Raw genomic sequence first — 22,720 nt, 5'->3', positions numbered from 1 at the left:
GCCTCCGGAGCGCCTGGTGACCACGTGACCGGGTACCAGTTGCTGGGCACGACCCGGGAGCGCCGGACGCCGCCCGGCATGACGGGCACCTGACCCGGTGCCCGTGCCTCTCATCCGTTCGACTCGCATACCACAAGGGACCCCGGATGGACCGTGCCGCCGTCTTCGACGTCGACGGAACGCTCGTCGACACCAACCACCTCCACGTCACCACCTGGTGGGAGGCCTTCCGGCAGGCAGGGCACCGGGTGCCCATGCACGCCATCCATCGCACGGTCGGGCTCGGCTCCACTGATCTGATCGCCCACCTGCTCGGCGAGGACCGCGACAAGGAGCAGGACAGCCGGCTCAGCGCCGCCCACACCGCCCTGTACGCCCAGTACTTCGACAGGCTGCCGGCCTTTCAGGACGCCGGGCGGCTGCTCCGGCGACTGCACCGGAACGGGTGGGCGGTGGTCCTCGCCACTTCGGCGAGCGGCCCCGAGCTGAGTGCGCTGCGCCGTGCCATCGACGCGGACGAGGCCATCGCCGCCACGGCCAGTTCCGACGACGTCGAGGAGGGCAAGCCCGCGCCCGAACCGGTCGCGCACGCTCTCGAACTGGCCGGGGTCCCCGCCGAGCGGGCCGTGTTCGTGGGCGACACCGTGTGGGACATGCAGGCCGGCAGCCGGGCCGGGGTGCCCTGCGTCGCCGTCCTGTGTGGCGGCATCCCGCGCGCCGACCTGGAACAGGCCGGGGCGGGCGCGGTCTACGACGACCCCGCACACCTGCTGGCCCGCCTCACGGACAGTCCCCTGGCCTGAACAGCCCGCTGCACGCCGGACCAGCGCTTCCGCACACGTCAGCGCACGGTGATCACGGTCTTGCCGCGGGAGTGGCCCTCCTCCACATGGCGCATGGCCTCGGCGGTGTCGGCCAGGGAGTAGGTCCGGCCGACCACGGGAGTGACCTGACCGGCCTCGATGAGCGCGGTCACGGCGAGCAGGTCCTCATGGGCCGGACCGCCCGGGGTCGCCGGGATGATAGGACGCAGGCTGTGCCGGGTGACCGCGTTGGCCGCGGCCAGCTTCAGCATGGAGCCGATCGCCCCGAACACCCGGCCGGGTGAGCCGCCGCCGTTGGCCACCAGGATCCCGGTCGGGGTGAGCGCCCGGCGCAGTCGGTTCGGCGGAAGGTTGCCCACGTTGTCCAGGATCACGTCGTAGCGAACACGTCCGTCGGTGAAGTCCTCGCGGGCGTAGTCGATGACATGCGCGGCGCCCAGTGACTCCACCAGTTCGGTGCTGTGTGCGCTGCACACCCCGGTGACCTCCGCGTCCAGGCCGGCCGCGATCTGTACGGCGAAGGTGCCCACGCCGCCGCCCGCCCCGTTGACCAGCACCCGCTGCCCGGCCCGGACCCGGCCCACCGTCCGGATGCCGCGCAGTGCGGTCACCGCCCCCATCGGCACGGCCGCGGCCTGCTCGAAGGACAGACGCTCGGGCTTGGGCACCACCAACTCCGCCGTGGCGCAGGCGTATTCGGCGAACGCCCCCGCGCAGAAGCCCATTACCGGAGTGCCGGGCCGGAGCCCTTCCACGCCGGAGCCTACGGCCTCGACCACTCCGGCCGCGTCGATGCCGGCCACCCGGCACTTCGGACGGCTCAGTCCCATGCCTCCCATCAGCCGTGCCGCGTAGGGGTCGCCGCGCAGCATGTGCCAGTCGTAGGGGTTGAGCGCGGCGGCGTGCACACGTACGAGGACCTGACCGGCCTCGGCCCGGGGCCGGTCGACTTCCCGTAGCCGCAGGATGTCCGGCGGCCCGAACCGCTCCTGGAGCACTGCCTTCATCGCCCTGTCCCCCATCTCCTCGGGACCCGTCACGACGGGCACTTGTCCGCCGCGCGAGTGAGGGCAAGGTAGGCGTACGCACCACAGCCGTCAATGTCCGGGCGGAACGGGGCGCTCTCCCGAAAGTCCGCCAGGGCTTGATCCGTGGAGCGATCAAGTGCGCCTGCATCGGGTGCATCTTGACGTGCGGGTCGGCACCGGACTCGTGGGTGAGGAGCGCGTGGCCGCGCTTGAGGCCGAGTGCGCACGGCTGATCGCGCTCGGCGCGGTTCCCGTGCAACTGCTGCTCGCCCATGGCTTCAACGAGTCGTGCCTCGTGACGCAGGACATCGAGGGCGACGAGTTCTGTCTCGACTGACTGGCCGCGGGCGTGGCGCCTTCGCGAGTCGACTGCTGCGGTTCGCGCTCAAGGTGACGGCGGTCCGGGGATGGTGCCGGCACGGAATCACCTGCGCCTCAGGTTTGTTTGAGGGGGTCAAAGATCTTCTTATAGTCTGCATGCGCACGTCCCCCATAGAGAGGTCCCCCCGTGAACACGCTCCTCGGACGCCGGGTCCGTATCCTGGCCGCCATCACCGCAACAGCCGGAGCGGTGCTCGTGGCAGGCTGCACGTCGAGCGGCAGCGGCGGCGCGGGCAAGTCGGCCGACGGCGGGGTCGACCTCGTCAAGGCAGGCCGGCTCACGACCTGTACGCATCTGCCGTACCCGCCCTTCCAGTCGGAGATCGACGGCAAGGTCCAGGGCTTCGACGTCTCCCTGATCGACCTGGTCGCCAAGGACCTCGGGGTGAAGCAGCAGATCCTCGACACGCCTTTCGAGAACTTCAAGACCGGCGCGTTCCTCAACTCCGGCGAGTGCGATCTGGCCGCCGCGGGCATGACCATCACCGCCGAGCGCAAGAAGAACGTCGACTTCTCCGACCCGTACTTCGACGCCACCCAGGCCGTCCTGGTCGACAAGAAGAGCGGCGTCACGTCCCTGGCCGATGTGAAGGCCAAGGGCAAAAAGCTCGGTGCCCAGGCTCAGACCACCGGGGAGGACTATGTGCGGGGGCAGGGCTTCGACCCCGTCTCCTTCGAGTCCTCCGACGCCGTCCTCAACGGCCTGCGCACCGGACAGGTCCAGGCGGTCGTCATCGACTACCCGATGGTCCAGGGCTGGCTCAAGGACAAGGCCAACGCCGACGCCTTCAAGGTGGTCGGCAACCTCGACACCGGTGAGCAGTACGGCTTCACGGTGAAGAAGGGCAACTCCGAACTCGTCGCCGCGGTCAACAAGGCGATCAAGAACGCGAAGGCCGACGGCACCTACCAGAAGCTGTACGAGCAGTGGATCGGCCCGTACACCCCGTCCGCCGCCTCGCCGTCCGCCTCATGAGCGACGCCATCGGCACCGCCGGCGCCGAGGTCCGGCCCCGTAGAAGGCGTCTGACCAGGAGTCGGCGGCGCGCCCTCTCGCGCGGCGTGCAGTACGCCGTCTTCGTCGCCGCCGTGATCGCCTTCGCGGTCACGGCCGACTGGGGCCGGCTGGGCAACCAGTTCGCCCAGGCGGACATCGCGCGGCGGATGTTCCCGGACGTCATCACCCTGGCGCTGAAGAACACCGTGCTGTTCACCGTGACCGGCTTCGTCGTCGGCCTGGTCCTCGGCATGGTCATCGCGCTGATGCGGCTGTCGTCCGTGGGCCCCTACCGCTGGGTCGCCGGCGTCTACATCGAGATCTTCCGCGGTCTGCCCGCCCTGCTGATCTTCATCTTCGTCGGTGTGGCCGTGCCACTGGCCTTCCCCGGCACGGAGATCATCGGGGGAACTTACGGCAAGGTGGCTCTCGCGCTCGGACTGGTCTCGGCCGCGTACATGGCGGAGACGATCCGCGCCGGCATCCAGGCCGTGCCCAAGGGGCAGATGGAGGCGGCCCGTTCGCTGGGCTTCTCGCCGGCCCGGGCCATGGTCTCCATCATCGTTCCGCAGGCGTTCCGCATCATCCTCCCGCCGCTCACCAACGAACTGGTCCTGCTCTTCAAGGACTCCTCGCTGGTGCTGTTCCTCGGCGTCACGCTGGAGGAGCGCGAACTGTCCAAGTTCGGCCGGGACCTGGCCAGCCAGACCGCCAACTCCACGCCGATCCTGGTCGCGGGCCTGTGCTATCTGCTGGTCACGATCCCGCTCGGATTCGTGGTGCGCCGTATGGAGGCCAAGGCCCAGGGAGCCGTCAAGTGAGCACTGTCCCCGAGATACTCGTCCGCGGCCTGCACAAGTCCTTCGGTGACAACCAGGTGCTGCGCGGCATCGATCTGGAGATCGGCCAGGGTGAGGTGGTCTGTGTCATCGGGCCCTCCGGCTCCGGCAAGTCGACCCTGCTGCGCTGTGTGAACCTCCTGGAGGAGCCCACCGAGGGGCAGGTCTTCGTCGGCGGCACCGAGGTGACCGACCCCGATGTGGACATCGACGCCGTACGCCGTCGTATCGGCATGGTGTTCCAGCAGTTCAACCTCTTCCCGCACCTGACGGTGACCGAGAACCTCACGCTGCCGCAGCGCCGGGTCCTCGGTCGGGGCAAGGCGCGGGCAACGGAGATCGCCGCCGAGAACCTGGGGCGTGTCGGCCTGTCCGAGAAGGCGGACGCCTATCCCGCCTCGCTCTCCGGTGGTCAGCAGCAGCGTGTCGCCATCGCCCGCGCGCTCGCCATGGGCCCCGAGGTGATGCTCTTCGACGAGCCGACCTCCGCGCTCGATCCCGAGCTGGTGGGTGACGTCCTCGCCGTGATGCGCATGCTCGCCGACGAGGGCATGACGATGATGGTCGTCACCCATGAGATGAGCTTCGCGCGGGAGGTCGCCGACCGGGTCGCCTTCATGGACGGCGGGGTGATCGTCGAGGACGGCACACCGGCCCGGGTCATCGGTAACCCCGCTCATGAACGCACCCGGCACTTCCTGTCCCGGCTCCTGGATCCCGCGAAGGCGCAGGTCGAGGAGGACAAGGCGGACCGGGCGGGCGCGAGCGGGTAGCACCGAATCCGGGTGCGGTACATGAGCGGTCGCGCGGTGCCCCAGGTGATCACCCGTCCGGACTGAGGCGTTTACCCGACTCGGCTTGAGTATGCGCACTCATGTCCGGCGAGTCCTCGCGCGGCGAGGATCGGTGCAGCGCCGCAGCCGAGTGGCGCAGGCCCGATCCAGGGTTGAGACAAGTATGGAGATTCCCATGTCCCGACGTGTTGCTCTGTCCGTCGTCGCCGGTGTCGCTCTCCTCGGTGGCGCCGGTGCGTTCGCTCTCGCCCAAGCCGGGGAGCAGACCCCGGCGCTGGGGCACAGCACCGCCCGCTACTCCGCTCCCGAGGGGGACCGCGACGGCTCGCTGGTCTTCGTCACCGACGTCACGGCGTCCTCCGGTGTCAAGAGCGTGAAGGTGCTGGCCTGGCCGCAGCACTCGTCCTTCGCCGAGAAGGGGCTGACCGCCAAGGACATGGCCGCCGCGGAGACGGCCGTCTGCAAGCCCGCCGGCCAGGACACCGTGCGCTGCACCTACACCGTCCGGGTCGCCGACGCCGACGCCAAGTCGTCCCCGCGCGGTGCCTGGCACGTGGCCGTCCTGGCCACCGCGAAGGACGGCACCACGACACTGGACACCAAGGCGGCCGACTTCACCGTCCGGTGACCCGGACGCGCACGCGGTCGAGTGCTCACGTTTCCACCACACGGAACCCCTGCTCATCGAGCAGGGGTTCCGTCTTGGGAGAGGGAGGCGTGGAGACGGGCCGGCACCCCGTGCCGGTACACCCGTTCGGCGTATATTGAGGAGAAAGGCGGACGTATTGGCATCAAAAGGTCGATTCCCGCCTTTCGTGGCGCCTGACGAACCCACTCACCGGATCCGCCCCCACCTGGGGCACGAGTCGTATCCGACCCGTCCGGAGGAGGACGCGATGAGGGACGTGGCGAGCGAACGGGACGCGGACGGCCGTCCCGCGGTCACCGAGCGGGTCGTGACACTCACCGTGAACGGCCGATCGCACACCCTGCGCCTGGACACCCGGGTCACCCTGCTGGACGCCCTGCGGGACCGGCTGGGCCTGGTGGGCACGAAGAAGGGCTGCGACCAGGGTGCCTGCGGCGCGTGCACGGTCCACCTGGACGGCAGGAGAGTGCTCGCCTGCCTGACCCTGGCGGCCCAGGCCGAGGGCCGGGCGATCACCACCATCGAGGGCGTCTCCGGCGCCGACGGACCGCATCCGGTGCAGCAGGCGTTCATGGAGCACGACGGCTTCCAGTGCGGCTTCTGCACGCCGGGGCAGATCATGTCCGCGGTGGCGTTGTTGGCCGAGGGCCGGGCCGGCTCCGACGAGGAGATCCGGGAGTTCATGAGCGGCAACCTGTGCCGTTGCGGCGCCTATCCCAACATCGTGGCCGCGATACGCGAGGCGGCGTCCGTAGGAGGCCCCGATGCGCGCCTTTGACTACGTCCGGGCCACCAACACCCAGGAGGCGGTGCAGCTGCTGGCGGACGACCCGGCGGCGTCCTGCCTGGCGGGCGGCACGACACAACTCGACCTGATGAAGGACGGGGTCCTGGAGCCGCCGCGGCTGATCGACATCACCCGGCTTCCGCTGCACGGCATCGAGCGCCGCGGCGACCGCCTCCACGTGGGGGCGCTCGCCAGCATGGAGGAACTGGCCGCCGACGCCACGGTGGCCCAGCGGCTGCCCATGGTGCGCGAGTCCCTGCTGCAGGGCGCCTCGGTGCAGCTGCGGAACATGGCCACCATCGGAGGCAACCTGCTGCAGCGCACCCGCTGCCGCTACTTCCGCGACCCGACGGTCGCCGAGTGCAACAAGCGCGCACCGGGCTCCGGCTGCGCCGCGGTGCAGGGCGTGGCGCGTATGCACGCCGTGCTCGGCGTGAGCGAGCGGTGCATCGCGCTGCACGCCTCCGACCTCGCCGTCGCCCTGGTGGCGCTCGACGCGGTCGTGAACATCCAGGGGGTCTCCGCGCGTCGCACGGTGCCGCTGACGGAGTTCTACCTGACGGCCGACGAAAGCCCCGAGCGGGAGAACGTTCTGGAGCACGCCGAACTGATCACCGAGGTCGAGATCCCGCTGCCGCCGCCGACCGCCCGGTCGGGCTACCTCAAGGTCCGCGAGCGGGCGTCGTACGAGTTCGCCCTCACCTCGGCCGCGGTGATGCTCGTCATGGACGGCGGCACGATCCGCCAGGCCCGTATCGGGCTGGGCGGGGTCGGGTCGAAGCCCTGGCGGGCCTACGAGGCCGAGCACGCGCTGACCGGCGCGCCGGCCACGACGGCCACATTCCAGGACGCGGCCGGGGCCACGATGCGCGATGCCTGGACCGTCCCGGGCACGGCGTTCAAGGTGCCGCTCGCCCGGCGCACCCTGGTGCGCCAGTTGCAGACCGTCTCGGGAGTGCAGGAGTGACCGCATGAGCACCGTCGAGAGCAGGCCGCTGGTCGGCGCGGGCATCAACCGGGTCGACGGCCCGCGCAAGGTCACCGGCACGGCCCCGTACCCCATGGACTTCAGCGTCCCCGGCCAGGCCTACGGCGCCGTGGTGCAGAGCACCGTCGCCGCGGGCCGGATCGTCCGTATGCACACCGGGGCCGCGGAGCAGTCCCCGGGCGTGCTCTCGGTCCTGACCCACGAGAACGCCCCCGAGGTCGCCACGGGACCGGCGACGGTGCTCGGGGAGCCGACGCCCTCACCCCTGCGGAGCGACCGGATCCTCCACCACGGACAGCACATCGCCTTCGTGGTGGCCGAGACCCCGGAGCAGGCCGCCGCCGCGGCACGGCTGGTGCGGGCCGACTACGAGGCCTCGGAGCCGCTGCTGGACCTCCAGGACCCCCGGGCCGAGCAACTCGCGAACCCGTGGGGGACGGACCACTCGCGCGGCGACGCCGCCGCGGCGCTGCGGAGGGCGGAGGTGACCCTCCGGGCCACATACACCACGGCGGACAACACCCACAACCCGCTCGGGCTGTTCGCCACCCTGGCCGTGTGGGAGGGCGACACCCTCACCGTCCACGACACCAGCCAGTGGCCGTCGGGGGTTCGCACCACCCTCGCCACGGTCTTCGGCATCCCGGAGAGCTCGGTGCGGGTGCTGGTCCCGTACGTCGGCGGGGGCTTCGGCGCCGCGCTGCGCGTGTGGCCGCACGTGATCCTGACCGCCATGGCCGCGCGCATGCTCAACCGCCCGGTCAAGCTGGTCCTGACCCGGCCGCAGATGTTCACCTCCGTCGGCCACCGCCCCAGCGGCCTGCAGTGGCTGGCCGTCGGCGCCACTCGCGACGGCGAACTGATCGCCCTCGACCACCGCAGCCTCAGCTCCCTGAGCATGGAGGGCAGCGACTACGAGCCGTTCGCCTCGGGAACCGCCTTCGCCTATCAGTGCCCCCACGTGACCACACGGGACCGGCAGGCGCGGCTCAACATCGCCCTGCCGACATCCATGCGCGCCCCGGCCGCGGCACAGGGCAACTTCGCGCTGGAGTCGGCGCTCGACGAACTGGCCTGCACCCTGCGCATGGACCCCCTGGACCTGCGGTTGCGCAACCACACGGATGTCGACCCGCGCAACGGACTGCCCTGGTCGGGCAAGGCGCTCCTGGAGTGCTACGAGGCCGGCGCCCGCCGCTTCGGCTGGTCCGACCGCGACCCCGAACCGTGCTCCATGCGCGAGGGGAACTGGCTCATCGGCTACGGCATGGCAAGCGCGCTGTTTCCCTACTTCGCACAGCCCTGCACGGCGCAGGCCACCATCCACAGCGACGGCAGCGCGCTGGTGCGCAGCGCGGCGACCGACATCGGGACCGGCACGTACACCGTGATGGCCCAACTCGCCGCCGAGGAACTGGGTCTGCCCCTGGACCTGGTCCGCTTCGACCTGGGCGACTCGGACATGCCGCACTCGATGATGGCGGGCGGCTCCGGCCTGACCGGCGCGCTGGGCAACGCCGTTCACAACGCCTGCCGGCAACTGATGCGCTCGTTCGCGGGGCTCGCGCACGGCGACGCCGACTCGCCTCTGCGGGGCGCGTCCCCCGACGACGTGGAGTCCACCGGTGGACGGCTCCACCTCGCGGGGCGCCCCGACCGCGGGGAGCCGTACGCCGACATCCTCGCCCGGCACGGGTTGTCCGAACTCACGGCGAACGGGAACAGCACCCCGCCGTCCGCCACCGAACTGGGCATGTCCCTCGCCGGCGCGTACGGCGCGACGTTCGCGGAAGTCCGCGTCGACGCCGACCTCGGCCTCATCCGGGTCACGCGGGTGGTCTCCGCCATCGACGGCGGCCGCATCCTCAACGCGAAGACCGCCAGGAGCCAGATCATCGGCGGCATCGTCGGCGGCATCGGCATGACCCTCTACGAGGACACCACAACCGACCCGCGCACCGGACGCGTCACCAACGCCACGCTCGCCGACTACCTCGTCGCCGTGAACGCCGACATACCCGAACTCGACGTGGTCTTCGTCGGCGATGCCGACCACGCCACCCCGACCGGCACCAAAGGCGTCGGCGAGGTCGGCCTCGTCGGCATCGCACCCGCGCTTGCCAACGCCGTCCACCACGCCACCGGAAAACGCCTCCGCGAACTGCCGATCACCCCCGACAACCTCCTCTGAACAGCTGCTGGTTGCCGTCGCAGTCGCCGAGTGACTGGTCGGGCCGGCCGGCGCTCTCCGTCCGCGTGACCTCCTACTGCGGCGTCATGGCCGCGAATACGCTCCGTGCGATCGTTCCGTTCGGCCAGGTCCACCCGGCGACGAGGCTTCCGGACGACCTCTGCGCGGCCTCCGCCGGCCGCAGGACGCGGTTGATGTGCACGTCGAGCCCGTCGTCAGGGCCGGTGCCGTGCACGGTGACGGTCGGGTCAGGGGTGTCGCTCTCGCTCTGGTGCTGCGGCACCGCCTCGCCGCGCAGGAGGGCGCGCAACTGCGCCATCACCACCGGGTCGTGGACGCCGTCGTAGATCCACCGAGTGCCCAGCACCCCATGCTCGGAGGTGCCGATCAGGGTCTCCCCCGGGACGCCCTCCAGCGCCGTATCGCGGTAGCCCATCGGCACGAGATACGCCACCGGCTCCTGCGCGGCGGCGTCCACCACGACCATGAACTCGATCCCGACCGCGCCCTCCGGATCGTCCAGGCGGAACCCACCGGCCTTGGACAGTTCCGGCGTGTTCGCGTCGCCCAAGTACCAGTTCTGCTTGGGCAGCCACTCGGTGAGCAGTTCCAGCTTGGTCGGCGTCATGGTGGTGTGATGGATGAAGGCCATCCGAGCTCCCTCGCGCGTAGGTCCAGACCCGTCCTCCAACGGGATGTGATCGAACCTACAGGAAGCGGCTGTGCTTCCCGAGCGGCGGCAAGTGGCCTGGTTTGTCTCGCAGTTGGGGACGGGCGCAGGTACGGGGCCGGTAGGGGTGCCGGCAGGGCCGTTCGGCCCCGGGCTTCCCCAACATGCTGCTCGGCCTGGGCGCCTTCGCCGCGGTCGCCGTGCTCGGCGTGGCCGTGCTCACCGGGGCACGTCTGCACCGGGCGCTGTGGCTGGCCCTGAACGCCGGCGCCCTCGCCGGCGTCGTGTTCGTGCACTGGCTGATCCACCAGTCACTTTTCGGCGTGGGCCGGCTCTGCCCCTACTGCGCCGTGGTCCGGGTCGTCACCATCGCCCTGTTCTGGTACGTCACACCGCGCAACCTCGGAGTGCCGGGCTCTCAGCCTTCGGTGTGAGCCAGCCACAGGTCGGGGCCGAAGACCTCGTAGCGGATGCTGCGGGCGGGGATGCCGGCCTGGAGCAGCTGGGCGCGGACGGCGCGCATGAAGGGCAGGGGGCCGCACAGGTACACGTCCGCCTCGGCGGGCAGGTCCAGACCGTCGAGGTCCATCAGGCCCGCGCGGGAACCGGTTCCGTCGGCGGCGTCCCCCTCGTACCAGAACTCCGCTCGCGCATCGGGAAGTTGGTCCACGAGGCGCAGTCTCGGCGCACAGGGCGTGATCGGCCGCGGTGAGATCGGCATGCAGGACGTGCACCGGGCGATCCGACCCTGTGGCGGCGAGGTGTTCGAGCATGCCGACCATGGGTGTGCAGCCGATCCCGGCGGAGACCAGCACGAGCGGGGTGTCGGCGTCGTCGAGCACCACGTCGCCGAACGGGGCCGACAGGGTGAGTTCGGCGCCTGCCCGGACCTCGCGGTGCAGTTGGCTGGAGACCTCGCCCTCGGGGGCGTCGGCGACGTCCGCCACCCGTTTGACGGTGATGCGCCGCAGGTCGTCGCCTGGGGCGTTGGACAGGCTGTACTGGCGGGTCTGGTGGATGCCGTCGGGCATGAGCACCCGGACGCTGACGTACTGGCCGGCGCGGGCCGCGGGAACCGGGCCGTCGTCGGCAGGGCGCAGCAGGAAGGACACCACGTCCGGGGTCTCCTCCCGCCGCTCCACGACGGTCCACTGACGCCACGGATCGCGCGGGTCGACCTGTGCTTCCTGGTAGAGGCGGGCCTCCCGGGCGATGAGGGCGCCGGCCATCAGCCAGTAGACCTCGTCCCAGGCGGCGGCCACCTCGGGGGTGACCGCCTCGCCCAGTACGTCGGCGATCGCGCGGAACAGGTACTTGTGGACGATCGTGTACTGGTCCTCGGTGACGCCGAGAGCGGCGTGCTTGTGGGCGATGCGGGCGAGAAGGGCGTCCGGTCGGGTGTCGGGGTCGTCCAGCAGTGCCGTGGCGAAGCCGGCGATGGACCCGGCCAGCGCCCGGCGCTGTTCGCCGCTTGCCTGGCTGCCGCGCTTGAACAGCCCGTCCAGCAGTTCGGGCTGCTCGGCGAACATGGTTCCGTAGAAGCGGGTCGTGATCTCGTCCAGCGCCCCGCCGACGGCGGGCAGGGTGGCGCGGACGACGGCGGCCGGCTCGGGCGAAAGCATGGCTCTCCTTTGCGGTGCGGGGCACACGGGGGACGGCGCTCGCCGTCGCCGCCGGGGGTCCGTCGTGCGGACACGGCCGGCGCATCGATCGTGCCGGTTCTTCCGTGAGCAGGAACAGGACTGAACATCCCTGAGCGGCCGGGCCTGTTGGCCCGGGTCGGTGTGAGCCCGGACAGCGGCGCCATGACGAGCACAGCCCGGCGTGCCGGTCACGCTCCGGATCGTGTGTGTCGCATACGCTGCGACGGCGGCTCTTCACGTCGGCCCGGTGGCACGGTCGCCGGAGCGAGGAAAGGGTGTGGCATGAGGTCCCCAGGCGTGCACCTACGGGAGATCACCGACGACAACCGGGATGCCGTTCGTGCCCTGCGCGTCCGCCGTGACCAGAAGCAGTTCGTCGCCTCCGTGTCCTGGTCGCTCAAGGAGGCGGCGAAGACGCCCGAGGCCAATCCCTGGTACCGGGCCCTGTACCGCGGCGACGAGCCGGTCGGCTTCGTGATGCTGTCCTGGAAGCCGCCGACGGGTCCTTTCGAAGGACGGCACTTCATCTGGCGCCTCCTCGTCGACAAGCGGCACCAGGGGCGAGGGATCGGCCGGGACGCGCTCACGCAGATCGCCGACCTGGTTCGCGCGGACGGCGGCACCGAGCTGCTGACCAGCTACGAGTCCGGCGACGGCGAACCGGAGCCCTTCTACCGGAAGTTCGGGTTCGAGCCCACCGGGGAGACCTACGACGGCGAGACCGTTCTGCGGCTCACCCTGCCCACGAACGCCGGGGACGGATGATCCGGCCGACCGGCTCGAACAGGCCTGGGCCGCCGGCAGGTCTCGCGGTCGTGAAATGGATGCGCAGCATGCCTCTCGCCCTCCCCGTCGGCGTCCCCCGCTCGGCGAGCACGTGGAGACTCCCGTGACAGGAGTCGATGCCTCAACTCTCTTTCGCGCCACACTCACGGACATGTCACTGGTTGACGGCGGTGCCACAGGATTCTGTGTCACCGGCCGTCTCGACCGCCCGGGTGACCCGCATGGTGCCGCATCAGGCGACGTTCGCCCTGTTGCCGGCCGGCGGTGTCAGCCCGTGCCGAGTGGCGCGGTTTCCCCGTCGTCGAGCTGGTGGTCGGCCCAGACGTAGCTTTCGGGCAGCAAGTCGGTGATGAGGACGGTTCGGACGCGGTCGCCCCCGCCGACGATGACCTTGAGGGCGGGGAAGTAGTCGAGAAGGACCTGACGGCACCGGCCGCACGGGGGAACGACCCCTCGGTCGCGGTCGCCGACGGCGACGATCGTGTCCAGCTCGTAGGCGCCCTGGGCGGCCGCAGTGCCGATGAGGACCAACTCGGCACAGGGCCCTCCGGTGAAGTGGTAGGCGTTCACCGCGGTGACGATCCGGCCGTCCCGGGCGCGGGCCGCGGCTGCCATGGTGTGGTTGTCGCCCCGGCAGCGTGTACGAGCGACGTGGGCCGCGGCCTCGATGAGTTCATGGTCGAGGGGGTGGGTCTGCGTGGTCATCTTCTCTGCCTTCGTCGGGTGTCAGGCGACGCTGGCGCACTTGACGAGGGTGCGCAAGCGAATATCGGCGGTGTGCTTGCCGGACGCCCTCGTCGGAGACCTGTGCCGGGTTCACGTCAGCTGCCGAGCCAGGCGAGGGCGGCCACCGTCATGGCGCTGACGCCGGTGTCCAGGGTCGGTTGGACGACGGGGGCGAAGGCCGGGCTGTGGTTGACCGGGACGTCCTGGGCGACGGTGCCCTTCTTGGCGGCCTCGGCGTACAGCTCGGCGTCGATGCCTCCGATGCCCCAGTAGGTGAACGGCACGCCGAACGCTTGCGGGATCTCGCTCATGTCCTCGCTGGCGGTCTGCAGGTCGATGGTGTGCGCGTCGTCGCCGAAGTGGGCCGCGAACGCCTCGGCGACGCGCCGGGTCGTCTCCTCGTCGTTGACGGTGGGCGGGAAGGCCGCCGTTCGTTCGATCTCGGGTGCCTTCGGCGAACCGGACGCCTCGCTCTCGGTCCGGACGATGCGCTCGATCGCCTTCAGCACCTGGGTGCGCGTCGCATCGTCGTAGGTGCGGACGTTGAGTTCGATGACGGCGCTGTCGGGGATGACGTTGGGACCGGTGCCGGCGTGGATGCTGCCCACGGTGACGACGGCGGGGGTGATGGCGGCGAGTTCCCGGGACACGATGGTCTGCAGGCGCACCACGATCATGGCGGCCATCACCACGGGGTCGACCGCTGCCTGGGGCATGGAGCCGTGGGCCCCTCGGCCGTGGACGGTGACGCGCAGGCTGTCCGCGGCCGACAGGAAGGACCCCGGACGGGTGCCGACGTAGCCGGCCGGATAGGGCAGGACGTGCTGGGCGAGTACCACGTCGGGCCGGGGCGCCCTTGCCGTGAGACCGTCGTCGATCATGGCCTGGGCGCCGTCGCCGTTCTCCTCCGAGGGCTGGAACAGCGCCACGAAGGTACCGCGCCAGGCGTCCTTGGCCCGATTCATCAGCTGTGCGCAGCCGAGCAGGGCGGTCACGTGCACATCGTGCCCGCAGGCGTGCATGACCGGCTGCTCGGTGCCGTCCGGACCGGTCAGGGTCACGGTGGAGGCGTAGGGCAGACCGGTCTGTTCGCGTACCGGGAGGGCGTCCATGTCCGCGCGGGCCATGACGGTGGGTCCGTCGCCGTTGGCCAGTACGCCGATCACGCCCGTGCCGCCGATGCCGTCGGTGACCTCGTAACCGAGATCCCGCAGGGCGTCGGACGCCTTCTTCGCCGTGCGGTGCTCGCGCAGGCCGAGTTCGGGATGCCTGTGCAGGTCCCGGTAAAGGTCCTCGAGATCGGAGCGGATACCGGCGAGGCCGGACAGTACCGCAGCGTTCCGGTCGGTCACGACGACTCCTTGCGCGGGTGGGACTGGTCTTCTTTCCCTTTCCGGGCGGCGGTGCCGGTGCCGTGCCGCAGTGTCGCGGCCATCGTGGAACGGGGCTGCCAGTCCAGGCTGTTGGGCAGATTCCAGCCGAACCGCACGGCGCTGAGCCGGAAGGCCAGGGCCAGGGTGATGCCCAGGCCGGCACCGATGGCCGGCACGCCGAGGTACACGCAGAGCACCGTGACTCCGGCGACCGCGATGGCTACGGTGGCGTACAGACCGTTGCCCCCGAAGACGGCCGGCACGCGGCCGAGGACGACATCGCGCAGGGCGCCGCCGCCGACGGCGGTCACGGTGCCCAGGAGGACCGCCGGAAGCCATCCCAGCCCCACGGCGAGGGTCTTGTTGACCCCGGTGACCGCCCAGAACCCGAGGACGGCGGCGTCGAGGGCGGTGAAGAGCCGGGTCCAGGACGCCTCACTGATCTTGAGGAGAAAGACCACCACGGAGCCGGCGATGGCGGTCGGCAGGTAGGCGTAGTCGGTCAGCGCGACCGGTGTGCCGTGCTGCAGCAGCACGTCCCTGATCACGCCTCCGCCCAGACCGGAGATGATGCCCACCACCAGGAACCCGAACAGGTCCAGGCCGGCCGTGCGGGCCACGGCGCCCCCCAGCAGCGCGCACGAGAAGACACCGGCGAGGTCGAGATAGCGCGTCGCGACCGCCATTCCGGCGGGGATCGGGGAAGCCGACATCACACACACGGTGGACACGATGTCGAGCCTAGTGACTCTGCGTCCCCACGGCACGCGCAGCCCGCCACGGACAGCGACGTCCCGCGACACACGGCCACCAGGCCGGATCGCCCCCGCGGTCACGGGTGCGGCGGCGCAGAAGAACACGGGCGGGTGCAGCAGGAGCAAACGGACGCCGGCCGGGCGAAAAGGCGAGGCCGGCCGCCGGCAGTCCCCCCGGGCGGCGCTGCACTCCCGCACACTACCCGGCAGGCCTCTACGCAGACCCCCGCCCAGGCCCTGACCTGAGGCATCCGCGCCCTGGACGCTGCCAAGCGAGTCTCCGCCCCGGGCCCCGCTGCATGACGCACAGGAACGCGTCCCTCACCGTTGAGGGGCCGCCGTCGCCTGATCGAGCGCTGCCGCACGAGGGCGATTGCGCACGTGGCAGCCGAAATGGGATCGGTTTCAGGGCACCAGGACGACCTTTCCCTGATTGCTCCGGCTCTCGATGGTCACATGCGCTCGTGCCGCGTCAGCAAGGGCGAACTCCGCGTGGACCGTGGGCCGCAGTGAACCCTCACCGAACAGCCTCCACGGCTCCTCGATCCACCCTGCATACCGCCGCGGCTGAGTCCTGGCCACGATCGCCACCTGGAACCCGATCGCCGACTTGCCGCCCACGAGGAGGTCATACGCCTCGATGGTGCCGCCGCCCGAGCTGTACGCGACCAGCCGTCCACCAGGCGCGAGCGCTTTGACAGCGGAGGTGTGCGGTGATCCGGCAGGAGAGGGTCCACAGTACGTAACCCGCTCCCCGGCGTTGTGCGGCGGATCGTGCGGGAGCACGGTCGGCCGGCCCGGAGGAGTCGGGCCGGCCGAGGGGGCGGTGTGCCGTCAGGACGCTGTGCAGGCGGTGCCGTTGAGGGTGAAGCCGGTGGGGGCGGAGTTGGCTGAGCCGGAACTGCCCTGGAAACCGAAGGAGGTCGAGCCTCCCGCCGGCAGGGAGCCGTTGTAGCTCAGGTTGGTGACGGTCACCGCGTTGCCCGACTGGGTCGCGGTGGCGTTCCAGGCGCTGACGACCTTCTGATCGTTCGGGAAGGTCCACTTCAGCGTCCAGCCGTTGATGGCGGCGCCGCCGGAGTTCTTCACGGTCACATCGGCGTTGAATCCGCCCGCCCAGGAGCTGCTGATCCTGTAGCTCACGGCACAGGCGCCGGCCGACGGGGGGTTGGTGGGCGGCGGGCTGCTGGGCGGCGGTGTGGTCGGCGGCGGGCTCGTGGGCGGGTTGGGGGCGTTGACGGCCAGCGCGTAGGCGATGTCGGGCAGGAAGGTGCCCGCCTTGCCCGCACAACCGTCCGCCTCACCCGGCGGTTTCACCCACAGGAAGGCGTCGATCGCCGCGTCTCCGGTGTTGACGGTGGGATAGTTCCCCAGGGAGCGACCTGAGGGGTCGCACCAGGCCCCGCCGCCCGCCGGGCCGTTGCCGTTCCGGCTGGTGTCCACCACGGCGTGCAGATGGGACGGGTTGCCCAGCGCCGAGAGGATCGCCTTGTCGTAACTCACCTCGCCAGAGGTGGTGTTGAAGTTGGAGACATTGGTGTAGAAGCCGTCGGCATTGGTCAGCACACCCGCGCCGCGCAGCCGGTTCGCCTGCTCGGAGGCGCTGTTCCAGGTGGAGTGACCGCCGTCCATGTAGACCTTGGCCTGAGGCGCGGCCGCGTGGATGGCGGCTCCGGCCCGCGAGAGCGAGGCGTAACGGTCGCTCAGCTGCTGGGAGTTGAGGCAGGTGGTGAGGGCGATGGAGTCCGGCTCCAGAATGACGACCGACGGTCCGCTGCCGAGTCCGGCCGCGAAGCCGCGGGCCCAGCTGTCGTAGGAGGCGAGGTCCGGGGCGCCGCCCGCGGAGGCACCTCCGCAGTCGCGGTTGGGGATCGTGTACGCCACCAGCACCGGAACCTGGCCGGCGGCGGCCGCGGCCGAGGTGACCTTGCTGACGTCGGCGGTGACGGTGGAGGGGCTGTACACGGAGAACCAGACGGCCTGCGGCTGGCTTGCGATTTTGGCGGAGATCACGGGCTGGCGCGAGTCACCGGGGTTGGCGGCCGCCCACTTGACCACCTGGGAGTTGGGGTCCTTGTAGAACTGGGTACCGGCGGGCAGGCTGCCCTGCACCGCGGCCGCCTGCGCCTGGGTCAGCAGCACCGTTCCGGCCGTCGCCACACCGGCCGCCAGGCCCAGGGCGGCGACCCGGCGCCTGAGTGAAGTGCGGCGTGCGGAAGGGCCGCTGGGGGATTTCCCGGGATGCCGGGCGTGGTCGGGGGGTGTCACAGTCGTCCTCCGTGCTCTCGGGTCGGAGAGTGCCAGGGGCGTGCGCAGGATCGTGGGAGCGCTCCCGCGCCCCTGAGCAGCGTATCCATGCGTGACAGGTTCACGTAATCCCTCAACTCCCGTGAATAACAAACTTCACGGGAGCGCTTCCGTGAAACGGTCCCCGGCTCCTGAGGACGGGGCCGGCCGCTGTGGGAGTGCACCCCCGCAGCCTCACCGGCCTGCCCGGCCGGGCTGCGGGCTCCCTCGAATGCTGGGACGGCGTCTCGATGTCCGCAGTGCCGGCCGGCACAGTCACAGGGACGTCAGGTGAGCAGCAACTCCGGCTTGTACATGTCCAGCCACAGCGCCAGGTTCACGGTGCGTTCGAGGCCGCGCCGTGAGGCCAGCGTGACCTGCGGGGCCTCCCGGTAGGCCGCTTGGTGCACCCGGTCCCGGTCGAGCAGGTCGAAGACCGGGTGGGACGGGCGGGCGAGGATGTCCCTGACGTGCTCCTGGATGGCGACGGCGTACTGCGGGTCCTGGGTCGACGGGTAGGGGCTCTTCGTCCTGTCGTACACGGACCGCGGGATAAGGTCGGCGGTCGCCTCCCTGAGCAGGCTCTTCTCCCTCCCGTCGAACGACTTCAGCGACCAGGGCGCGTTGTACACGTACTCGACGAGCCGGTGGTCGCAGAACGGCACCCGCACCTCAAGGCCGACCGCCATGCTCAGCCGGTCCTTGCGGTCCAGCAGGACCCGTACGAACCGGGTCAGGTGCAGATGGCAGATCTTCCGCATCCGGTACTCGAAGTCGCTCTCCCCGTCGAGGCGGCGGATGTCCGAGACGGCGGTGCAGTAGCTGTCGGCGACGTACGCCTTCAGGTCCAGGGCTTCGGCGAGAGCGGGATTCAGGACGCCGGAGTCGCTGCCGAAGCGCTCGGCCTGGGCCATCCACGGGAAAGTGTCGGTGGTCCGGGCCTTCTCGTCGAAGAACTGGAGGTAACCGCCGAAGACCTCGTCGGCCGACTCGCCGGACAGCGCGACCGTGGAGTGCTCGCGGATCGCCCGGAGGAGCAGGTAGAGGGAGGAGTCCAGATCGCCGACGCCCACGGGCAGGTCGCGCGCCCGGATCGTCTCCGCCCTTACGTCGAGGTCGGCGAGGGCCCGCGCGTCGATGACGATGTCCTGGTGCTCGGTGCCCGAAGCGCGGGCGACGTCGTGCACGTACGGGGCGTCGGGTGTGGTGCGCAGTTCGTCGGCGATGAAGTTGTCGGCATGTCCCGCGAAGTCCACGGCGAAGCTGCGTACCTTCTCGCCGTGCTCGGCCAGTTGGCGGGCGGCCAGGGCGGTCAGGGCCGAGGAGTCCAGGCCACCCGACAGCAGCATGCAGCGGGGAACGTCGGCGACGAGCTGGCGGCGGACGATGTCGTCGAGCAGTGAGCGTACGGTGGCGACGGTGGCGCCGCGGTCGTCGGTGTGCGGACGGGTCTCCAGTTGCCAGTAGACGCGTCGGCGCATCCCCTGCCGGTCGACGGTGAGTACGGTGCCGGGCTCCAGTTCGCGCATGCCGTCCCACATGGCGTGTCCGGGCGTCTTGACCATCGAGAACATCTCCCGCAGTCCGTCGAGGCGGACCCGGGCGCGGGCGAGCGGATGGGCGAGGATGGCCTTGGGTTCGGAGCCGAACAGCACGCCGTCGGAGGTCGGGTAGTAGTAGAACGGCTTGATCCCCATACGGTCGCGGACCATCACGAGCCGGTTGTGGCGGCCGTCCCACACCGCGAACGCGAACATGCCGTTGAGCCGCCTGGCGAGCCCCTCGCCCCATTCGAGGTAGGCGTTCAGGACCACCTCGGTGTCCGAGTCGGTCGTGAAGCGGTGGCCCAGGCCGGTCAGCTCGCTCCGCAGTTCGGTGAAGTTGTAGGTCTCCCCCGAGTAGACGAGCACCACCGTGCCCTCGGGCGTCCGGACGCTCATCGGCTGCCGGCCGCCGGGAAGGTCGATGATCGCGAGCCTGCGGTGGCCGAGGGCCGCGGGTCCCTCGGCCCAGGTTCCGCGGTCGTCGGGACCCCGGCAGGACATGGTCTCTGTCATCGCGTCCAAAGTCGCGCTCTCGGACCGCAGATCACGGTCGAAGGACACCCAGCCGGTGATCCCGCACATGTGTTACCTCCCGTGTCCGGCCTCCGGGGTGAGCCCGACCACCTGCGGCTTCCTGCAGCCGCTCCCGGCGAACCAGTTCGTATTGAGCCCTACGAGCCTCGCCCCGGCCGCGAGCACCGGGTTCCGGGCCGCGGCCGTCGGCTCTCGGCCCGCCGCACAGCATTACCCCAGCTCGCACGCCGTCCGGCCGGCCCAGCGGCTTTCGCCTTCTTTCGGGGGCAGGAACTGTCCGGCGAATGGCTCTGTACCGTCACCCGTGGTCGCGCCGAGAGTTGACCTCCGCCTCCTCGAACCCGCTCTCCCGGTTCGTCGGGTGCGGCATGCCGCTTCCCGCAGCGGTTCATCGCCGTCGCGCTCGCGCGGCGCCCACCGGGCAAGCCGCAGGACACCCACCGCATCGAATGGGTCGGCGACGACGTGGCACCACGGATCAACGGCTCGCCGGCGTACTTCCAGTGCACGCCGTGGGCGGGGTACGACGGCGGCGACCACGTCCTCGTGCTCGGGCGTGTGCTGTCCTACGGCCGGCAGGACGACACCCGGCCCCTGCTCTTCCACCGCGGCCAGTGGGGCGCTCTGGCCGAAGCCGCCGAGCGCGACGCCGGTGAGGGCGCGCAGTCCGGGAGGGGCCGACGGTGATGGTGGACATACAGGCGGGCGAGCAAACGAACAGGCTGCTCGCGGAGTTGACGGACATCTACCCGCTCCTGCGGAGCGAGGCCGAGGACAGCGAGCGGCTGCGGCGGCCGACACCGGTGGTGCAGGACGCCCTCCGCGACAGCGGTGACAACTGGGACATGCTGGGGCTGCCCGCGACCGCGAGCCTCGACTACCGGGCCGAGGAGGTGCTCGTCGAGGACAAGTACGTCTTCGGCATCGGCACCGAGAACCTCCGGCGTGGCCGCTGCATGAGCCGGGTGAGCCCTGCCCTGCCGGCCGGCCTGCACCAGGCGGCCTGGTCCCAGGGCGTGGGGCGGCGCATGCTCGACGAGCTGCGCGAGCTGACCCGGCGCAAGGACCCTTCCGAGGGCTCCCCGGTCACCAGTGACGAGTTCCTCGCGGAATTCGCACGGCACTTCTCGCACGTCCGGGGCACGATGGCGCTGCCGCGCGAGACCTGGCGGGACAACGAGTCCACGCTCGCGACGGGAGCGCAGTTGAACGACGAGCAGGAGCCGATGTCCCGCTGCCGGGTGCGCACGGTTGCCGGTCTCACTTCATTCCTTGGGGCACATGCGCAGCCCGCCTGGACGGTGACGAGTTCACCGAACTCCCCGGTCACGCCGGCGTCGATTCCCTGCCGGCGGACGAGGACTGGCGGCGGATCGCGGCCAACGCCACCGGGCGCCGGCACCGCAGGGGCGACGTCGATGTGCGGACCGTCGTACCGCGTCCCTCGAAGGTGCTGTGCGCGGGCCTCAACTACACGAGTCACATTCAGGAGATGGGCCGGGAACTCCCCGCTCGTCCCACCCTCTTCGCGAAGTTCGCCGACACCTTGACCGGCCCGGCTGACGCGGTGCCGGCCGTGGCGGAGGATCCGGGGATGGACTGGGAGGGAGAACTCGCCGTCGTCGGACGGACCGCGTACAAGGTCCGTGAGGAAGAGGCGGACCAGTACATCGCCGGTTTCACGGTGGCCAACGACATCCCCATGCGGGGGTGGCAGTACGGCACGACGGAGTGGCTGCAGGGCAAGATCCGGGCACGTTCCACTCCCGTCGACCTGATTCTCACCGGCACTCCCGGTGGGGCAGGAAGGGCTCGCTCGCCGCGGAGGTACCTGCGGCCCGGGGACCTGGTCGAGGTGACACCGTCGACGGTATCGGCACGGTGTCCACCCCGATCACTCTAGCCCCACCCCTGCGGCACCTCGGCTCGGCCCGTCCGGTCCTTACGGGCGCTGCGCCGGCTCCTCGGCTCACCGGGCCTGTGCCTCCGCCTCACCGACGCTCGGGCCGCACCTGCGCGTGTTCCGGACGGGTATACCGAGCGGTGCGGGGTAGAACGGCTGATGGCTCCCCAGCCACGGGAGTCGGGGATGCCCGTGATCAAGGGCTGTTCCCAGGCATGGACGAAGGAATATCAGTATGGCCAGCGGCACCGTGAAGTGGTTCAACTCCGAAAAGGGCTACGGCTTCATCGCCCAGGACGACGGAGGCCCGGACGTCTTCGCCCACTACTCCGAGATCCAGGGCGCAGGCTACCGTGAGCTGACCGAGGGCGAGCACGTCACCTTTGACATCGGCCAGGGCCAGAAGGGCCCGCAGGCGCAGAACATCGTCCGGGGCTGACCGCTCACGATGATGCGAGGCGGGTTGCCGAACAGGCAACCCGCCTCTTTCATGTTTCATGCCGCGAAGGGCCTGACGGCCGGGTCCGGCCGCCGGACGGGCCGGCACCGCGGTCGCGGTCTCAGCAGTGGGCGTACTCGTGCGGACGCAGCAGCATGGCCGCGGCCATCGCCGGAAGCATGAGCAGGTGGCCCCACAGCATCAGGGCGCCGGCGTCGATGAGCCCCAGCGACAGCGGCACGAACAGCACGAGGAAGGGCGCGTACATGGCCGCGCCCATCTCGGCGACGGGCCGCCGGCCATGACCGCGGAACTTCATCCACGCGGACATGGCCACCGTCATGTTCGTCGCCATGATCAGCGCGCCGCTGTAGGGGTTGTGCATCACTCCGGCAGCGCCGAGGGCGTCGAGGACGGCCATCCACACCGGGTGCAGGACCACCATGCCGACGGCCATGGCCACGACCATCTCGGCGAAGTGCAGGGCGAATTTCTTGGCGCTCGGGCGGTGGCCGTCGTGCGCCGCGGGGTTGGTGGGCGCGGGGACGGCGGTCGGGGTGGCAGTGCGGTCGTGCACGGATGT

The 22,720-nt window shown here is 70.5% G+C and carries 21 protein-coding genes and 4 pseudogenes; 15 read left to right on the top strand and 10 right to left on the bottom strand.

The genetic code is table 11. The annotated features are described in order from the left end of the window. The first annotated feature begins 146 nt into the window (after positions 1-146). Entirely contained in the window at positions 147-803 is a 657-nt protein-coding gene (locus tag OIE49_RS35530) for an HAD family hydrolase (protein WP_326805895.1), read from the top strand. Between the two features lie 38 nt (positions 804-841). Here OIE49_RS35530 and OIE49_RS35525 read toward each other — a convergent pair whose 3' ends face one another. Further along, positions 842-1,831, bottom strand: a complete 990-nt coding sequence (locus OIE49_RS35525) for an NAD(P)-dependent alcohol dehydrogenase (protein WP_326805894.1) — start codon at positions 1,829-1,831, stop codon at positions 842-844. Between the two features lie 97 nt (positions 1,832-1,928). On the opposite strand from OIE49_RS35525, the pseudogene OIE49_RS35520 reads away from it, so the two are divergent. The 8 genes and pseudogenes from OIE49_RS35520 to OIE49_RS35485 all read left to right on the top strand — a co-directional run. Continuing rightward, positions 1,929-2,189 (top strand): annotated as a pseudogene (locus OIE49_RS35520) (VOC family protein); the annotation flags it as partial. Between the two features lie 171 nt (positions 2,190-2,360). Beyond that, positions 2,361-3,209, top strand: coding sequence for a transporter substrate-binding domain-containing protein (locus OIE49_RS35515; RefSeq protein ID WP_326805893.1), 849 nt, complete (start codon positions 2,361-2,363; stop codon positions 3,207-3,209). Further along, positions 3,206-4,051: an amino acid ABC transporter permease gene (locus OIE49_RS35510; RefSeq protein ID WP_326805892.1), complete on the top strand. Its 846-nt coding sequence runs from the start codon at positions 3,206-3,208 to the stop codon at positions 4,049-4,051. The genes OIE49_RS35515 and OIE49_RS35510 overlap by 4 nt, the downstream gene beginning before the upstream one ends. Continuing rightward, a complete protein-coding gene (locus tag OIE49_RS35505) occupies positions 4,048-4,842 on the top strand; it encodes an amino acid ABC transporter ATP-binding protein (RefSeq protein WP_326805891.1) in 795 nt (264 codons plus the stop codon). Before OIE49_RS35510 ends, OIE49_RS35505 begins: the two co-directional genes overlap by 4 nt. Positions 4,843-5,038: 196 nt before the next feature. Then, complete coding sequence (locus OIE49_RS35500; protein ID WP_326805890.1) at positions 5,039-5,491, top strand: DUF5707 domain-containing protein; 453 nt, start codon at positions 5,039-5,041, stop codon at positions 5,489-5,491. Positions 5,492-5,759: 268 nt separating this feature from the next. Beyond that, positions 5,760-6,290 carry a (2Fe-2S)-binding protein gene (locus tag OIE49_RS35495; RefSeq protein ID WP_326805889.1) on the top strand — a complete coding sequence of 177 codons (531 nt, stop codon included), beginning with the start codon at positions 5,760-5,762 and terminating at the stop codon, positions 6,288-6,290. Further along, positions 6,277-7,266 (top strand): FAD binding domain-containing protein, encoded by a 990-nt coding sequence (locus OIE49_RS35490; RefSeq protein WP_326805888.1) that lies wholly within the window; start codon positions 6,277-6,279, stop codon positions 7,264-7,266. The genes OIE49_RS35495 and OIE49_RS35490 overlap by 14 nt, the downstream gene beginning before the upstream one ends. Before the next feature lie 4 nt (positions 7,267-7,270). Next, positions 7,271-9,478, top strand: coding sequence for a xanthine dehydrogenase family protein molybdopterin-binding subunit (locus OIE49_RS35485; RefSeq protein ID WP_326805887.1), 2,208 nt, complete (start codon positions 7,271-7,273; stop codon positions 9,476-9,478). A 73-nt stretch (positions 9,479-9,551) separates the two neighbouring features. On the opposite strand, the gene OIE49_RS35480 is transcribed toward OIE49_RS35485, so the two are convergent. Next, positions 9,552-10,130, bottom strand: coding sequence for a maltokinase N-terminal cap-like domain-containing protein (locus OIE49_RS35480; RefSeq protein ID WP_326805886.1), 579 nt, complete (start codon positions 10,128-10,130; stop codon positions 9,552-9,554). 179 nt (positions 10,131-10,309) lie between these two features. On the opposite strand from OIE49_RS35480, the pseudogene OIE49_RS35475 reads away from it, so the two are divergent. Further along, a pseudogene (locus OIE49_RS35475) lies at positions 10,310-10,582 on the top strand (vitamin K epoxide reductase family protein); the annotation flags it as partial. Here OIE49_RS35475 and OIE49_RS35470 read toward each other — a convergent pair. Then, positions 10,567-11,770 (bottom strand): annotated as a pseudogene (locus OIE49_RS35470) (globin domain-containing protein). The pseudogenes OIE49_RS35475 and OIE49_RS35470 overlap by 16 nt on opposite strands. Before the next feature lie 303 nt (positions 11,771-12,073). Between OIE49_RS35470 and OIE49_RS35465 the strand changes: the two are divergent. Beyond that, positions 12,074-12,556 carry a GNAT family N-acetyltransferase gene (locus tag OIE49_RS35465; RefSeq protein ID WP_326805885.1) on the top strand — a complete coding sequence of 161 codons (483 nt, stop codon included), beginning with the start codon at positions 12,074-12,076 and terminating at the stop codon, positions 12,554-12,556. 288 nt (positions 12,557-12,844) lie between these two features. Here the strand turns inward: OIE49_RS35465 and OIE49_RS35460 are convergent, their stop codons facing one another. The 6 genes and pseudogenes from OIE49_RS35460 to asnB all read right to left on the bottom strand — a co-directional run bounded on the left by OIE49_RS35460 (position 12,845) and on the right by asnB (position 19,843). Then, entirely contained in the window at positions 12,845-13,282 is a 438-nt protein-coding gene (locus OIE49_RS35460) for a cytidine deaminase (protein WP_326805884.1), read from the bottom strand. Between the two features lie 116 nt (positions 13,283-13,398). Beyond that, positions 13,399-14,655 (bottom strand): M20 family metallopeptidase, encoded by a 1,257-nt coding sequence (locus tag OIE49_RS35455; protein WP_326805883.1) that lies wholly within the window; start codon positions 14,653-14,655, stop codon positions 13,399-13,401. Further along, entirely contained in the window at positions 14,652-15,389 is a 738-nt protein-coding gene (locus tag OIE49_RS35450; protein ID WP_326805882.1) for a trimeric intracellular cation channel family protein, read from the bottom strand. Before OIE49_RS35450 ends, OIE49_RS35455 begins: the two co-directional genes overlap by 4 nt. A 447-nt stretch (positions 15,390-15,836) precedes the next feature. Then, positions 15,837-16,142: pseudogene (locus OIE49_RS35440) on the bottom strand (zinc-binding dehydrogenase); the annotation flags it as partial. Between the two features lie 123 nt (positions 16,143-16,265). Further along, positions 16,266-17,699, bottom strand: coding sequence for a glycoside hydrolase family 6 protein (locus OIE49_RS35435; protein WP_326805881.1), 1,434 nt, complete (start codon positions 17,697-17,699; stop codon positions 16,266-16,268). 305 nt (positions 17,700-18,004) lie between these two features. Further along, entirely contained in the window at positions 18,005-19,843 is a 1,839-nt protein-coding gene (asnB, locus tag OIE49_RS35430) for an asparagine synthase (glutamine-hydrolyzing) (protein WP_326805880.1), read from the bottom strand. 342 nt (positions 19,844-20,185) lie between these two features. Between asnB and OIE49_RS35425 the strand changes: the two genes are divergently transcribed. From OIE49_RS35425 to OIE49_RS35410, 4 genes are all read left to right on the top strand, one after another. Continuing rightward, positions 20,186-20,482 (top strand): flavin reductase family protein, encoded by a 297-nt coding sequence (locus OIE49_RS35425; protein ID WP_326806427.1) that lies wholly within the window; start codon positions 20,186-20,188, stop codon positions 20,480-20,482. Next, complete coding sequence (locus OIE49_RS35420; protein WP_326805879.1) at positions 20,482-21,345, top strand: hypothetical protein; 864 nt, start codon at positions 20,482-20,484, stop codon at positions 21,343-21,345. The genes OIE49_RS35425 and OIE49_RS35420 overlap by 1 nt, the downstream gene beginning before the upstream one ends. Next, positions 21,288-21,698 carry a fumarylacetoacetate hydrolase family protein gene (locus OIE49_RS35415; RefSeq protein ID WP_326805878.1) on the top strand — a complete coding sequence of 137 codons (411 nt, stop codon included), beginning with the start codon at positions 21,288-21,290 and terminating at the stop codon, positions 21,696-21,698. The genes OIE49_RS35420 and OIE49_RS35415 overlap by 58 nt, the downstream gene beginning before the upstream one ends. A 235-nt stretch (positions 21,699-21,933) precedes the next feature. Next, a complete protein-coding gene (locus OIE49_RS35410) occupies positions 21,934-22,137 on the top strand; it encodes a cold-shock protein (protein WP_100570861.1) in 204 nt (67 codons plus the stop codon). A gap of 121 nt (positions 22,138-22,258) precedes the next feature. Here the strand turns inward: OIE49_RS35410 and OIE49_RS35405 are convergent, their stop codons facing one another. Beyond that, complete coding sequence (locus tag OIE49_RS35405) at positions 22,259-22,714, bottom strand: hypothetical protein (protein ID WP_326805877.1); 456 nt, start codon at positions 22,712-22,714, stop codon at positions 22,259-22,261. Positions 22,715-22,720: the final 6 nt, after the last annotated feature.

The organism is Streptomyces sp. NBC_01788 (genome assembly GCF_035917575.1).
Classification (GTDB): Bacteria; Actinomycetota; Actinomycetes; order Streptomycetales; family Streptomycetaceae; genus Streptomyces.
Note: the sequence above shows the minus strand (reverse complement) of the source record. Positions and strands in the feature narration are given on the sequence as shown.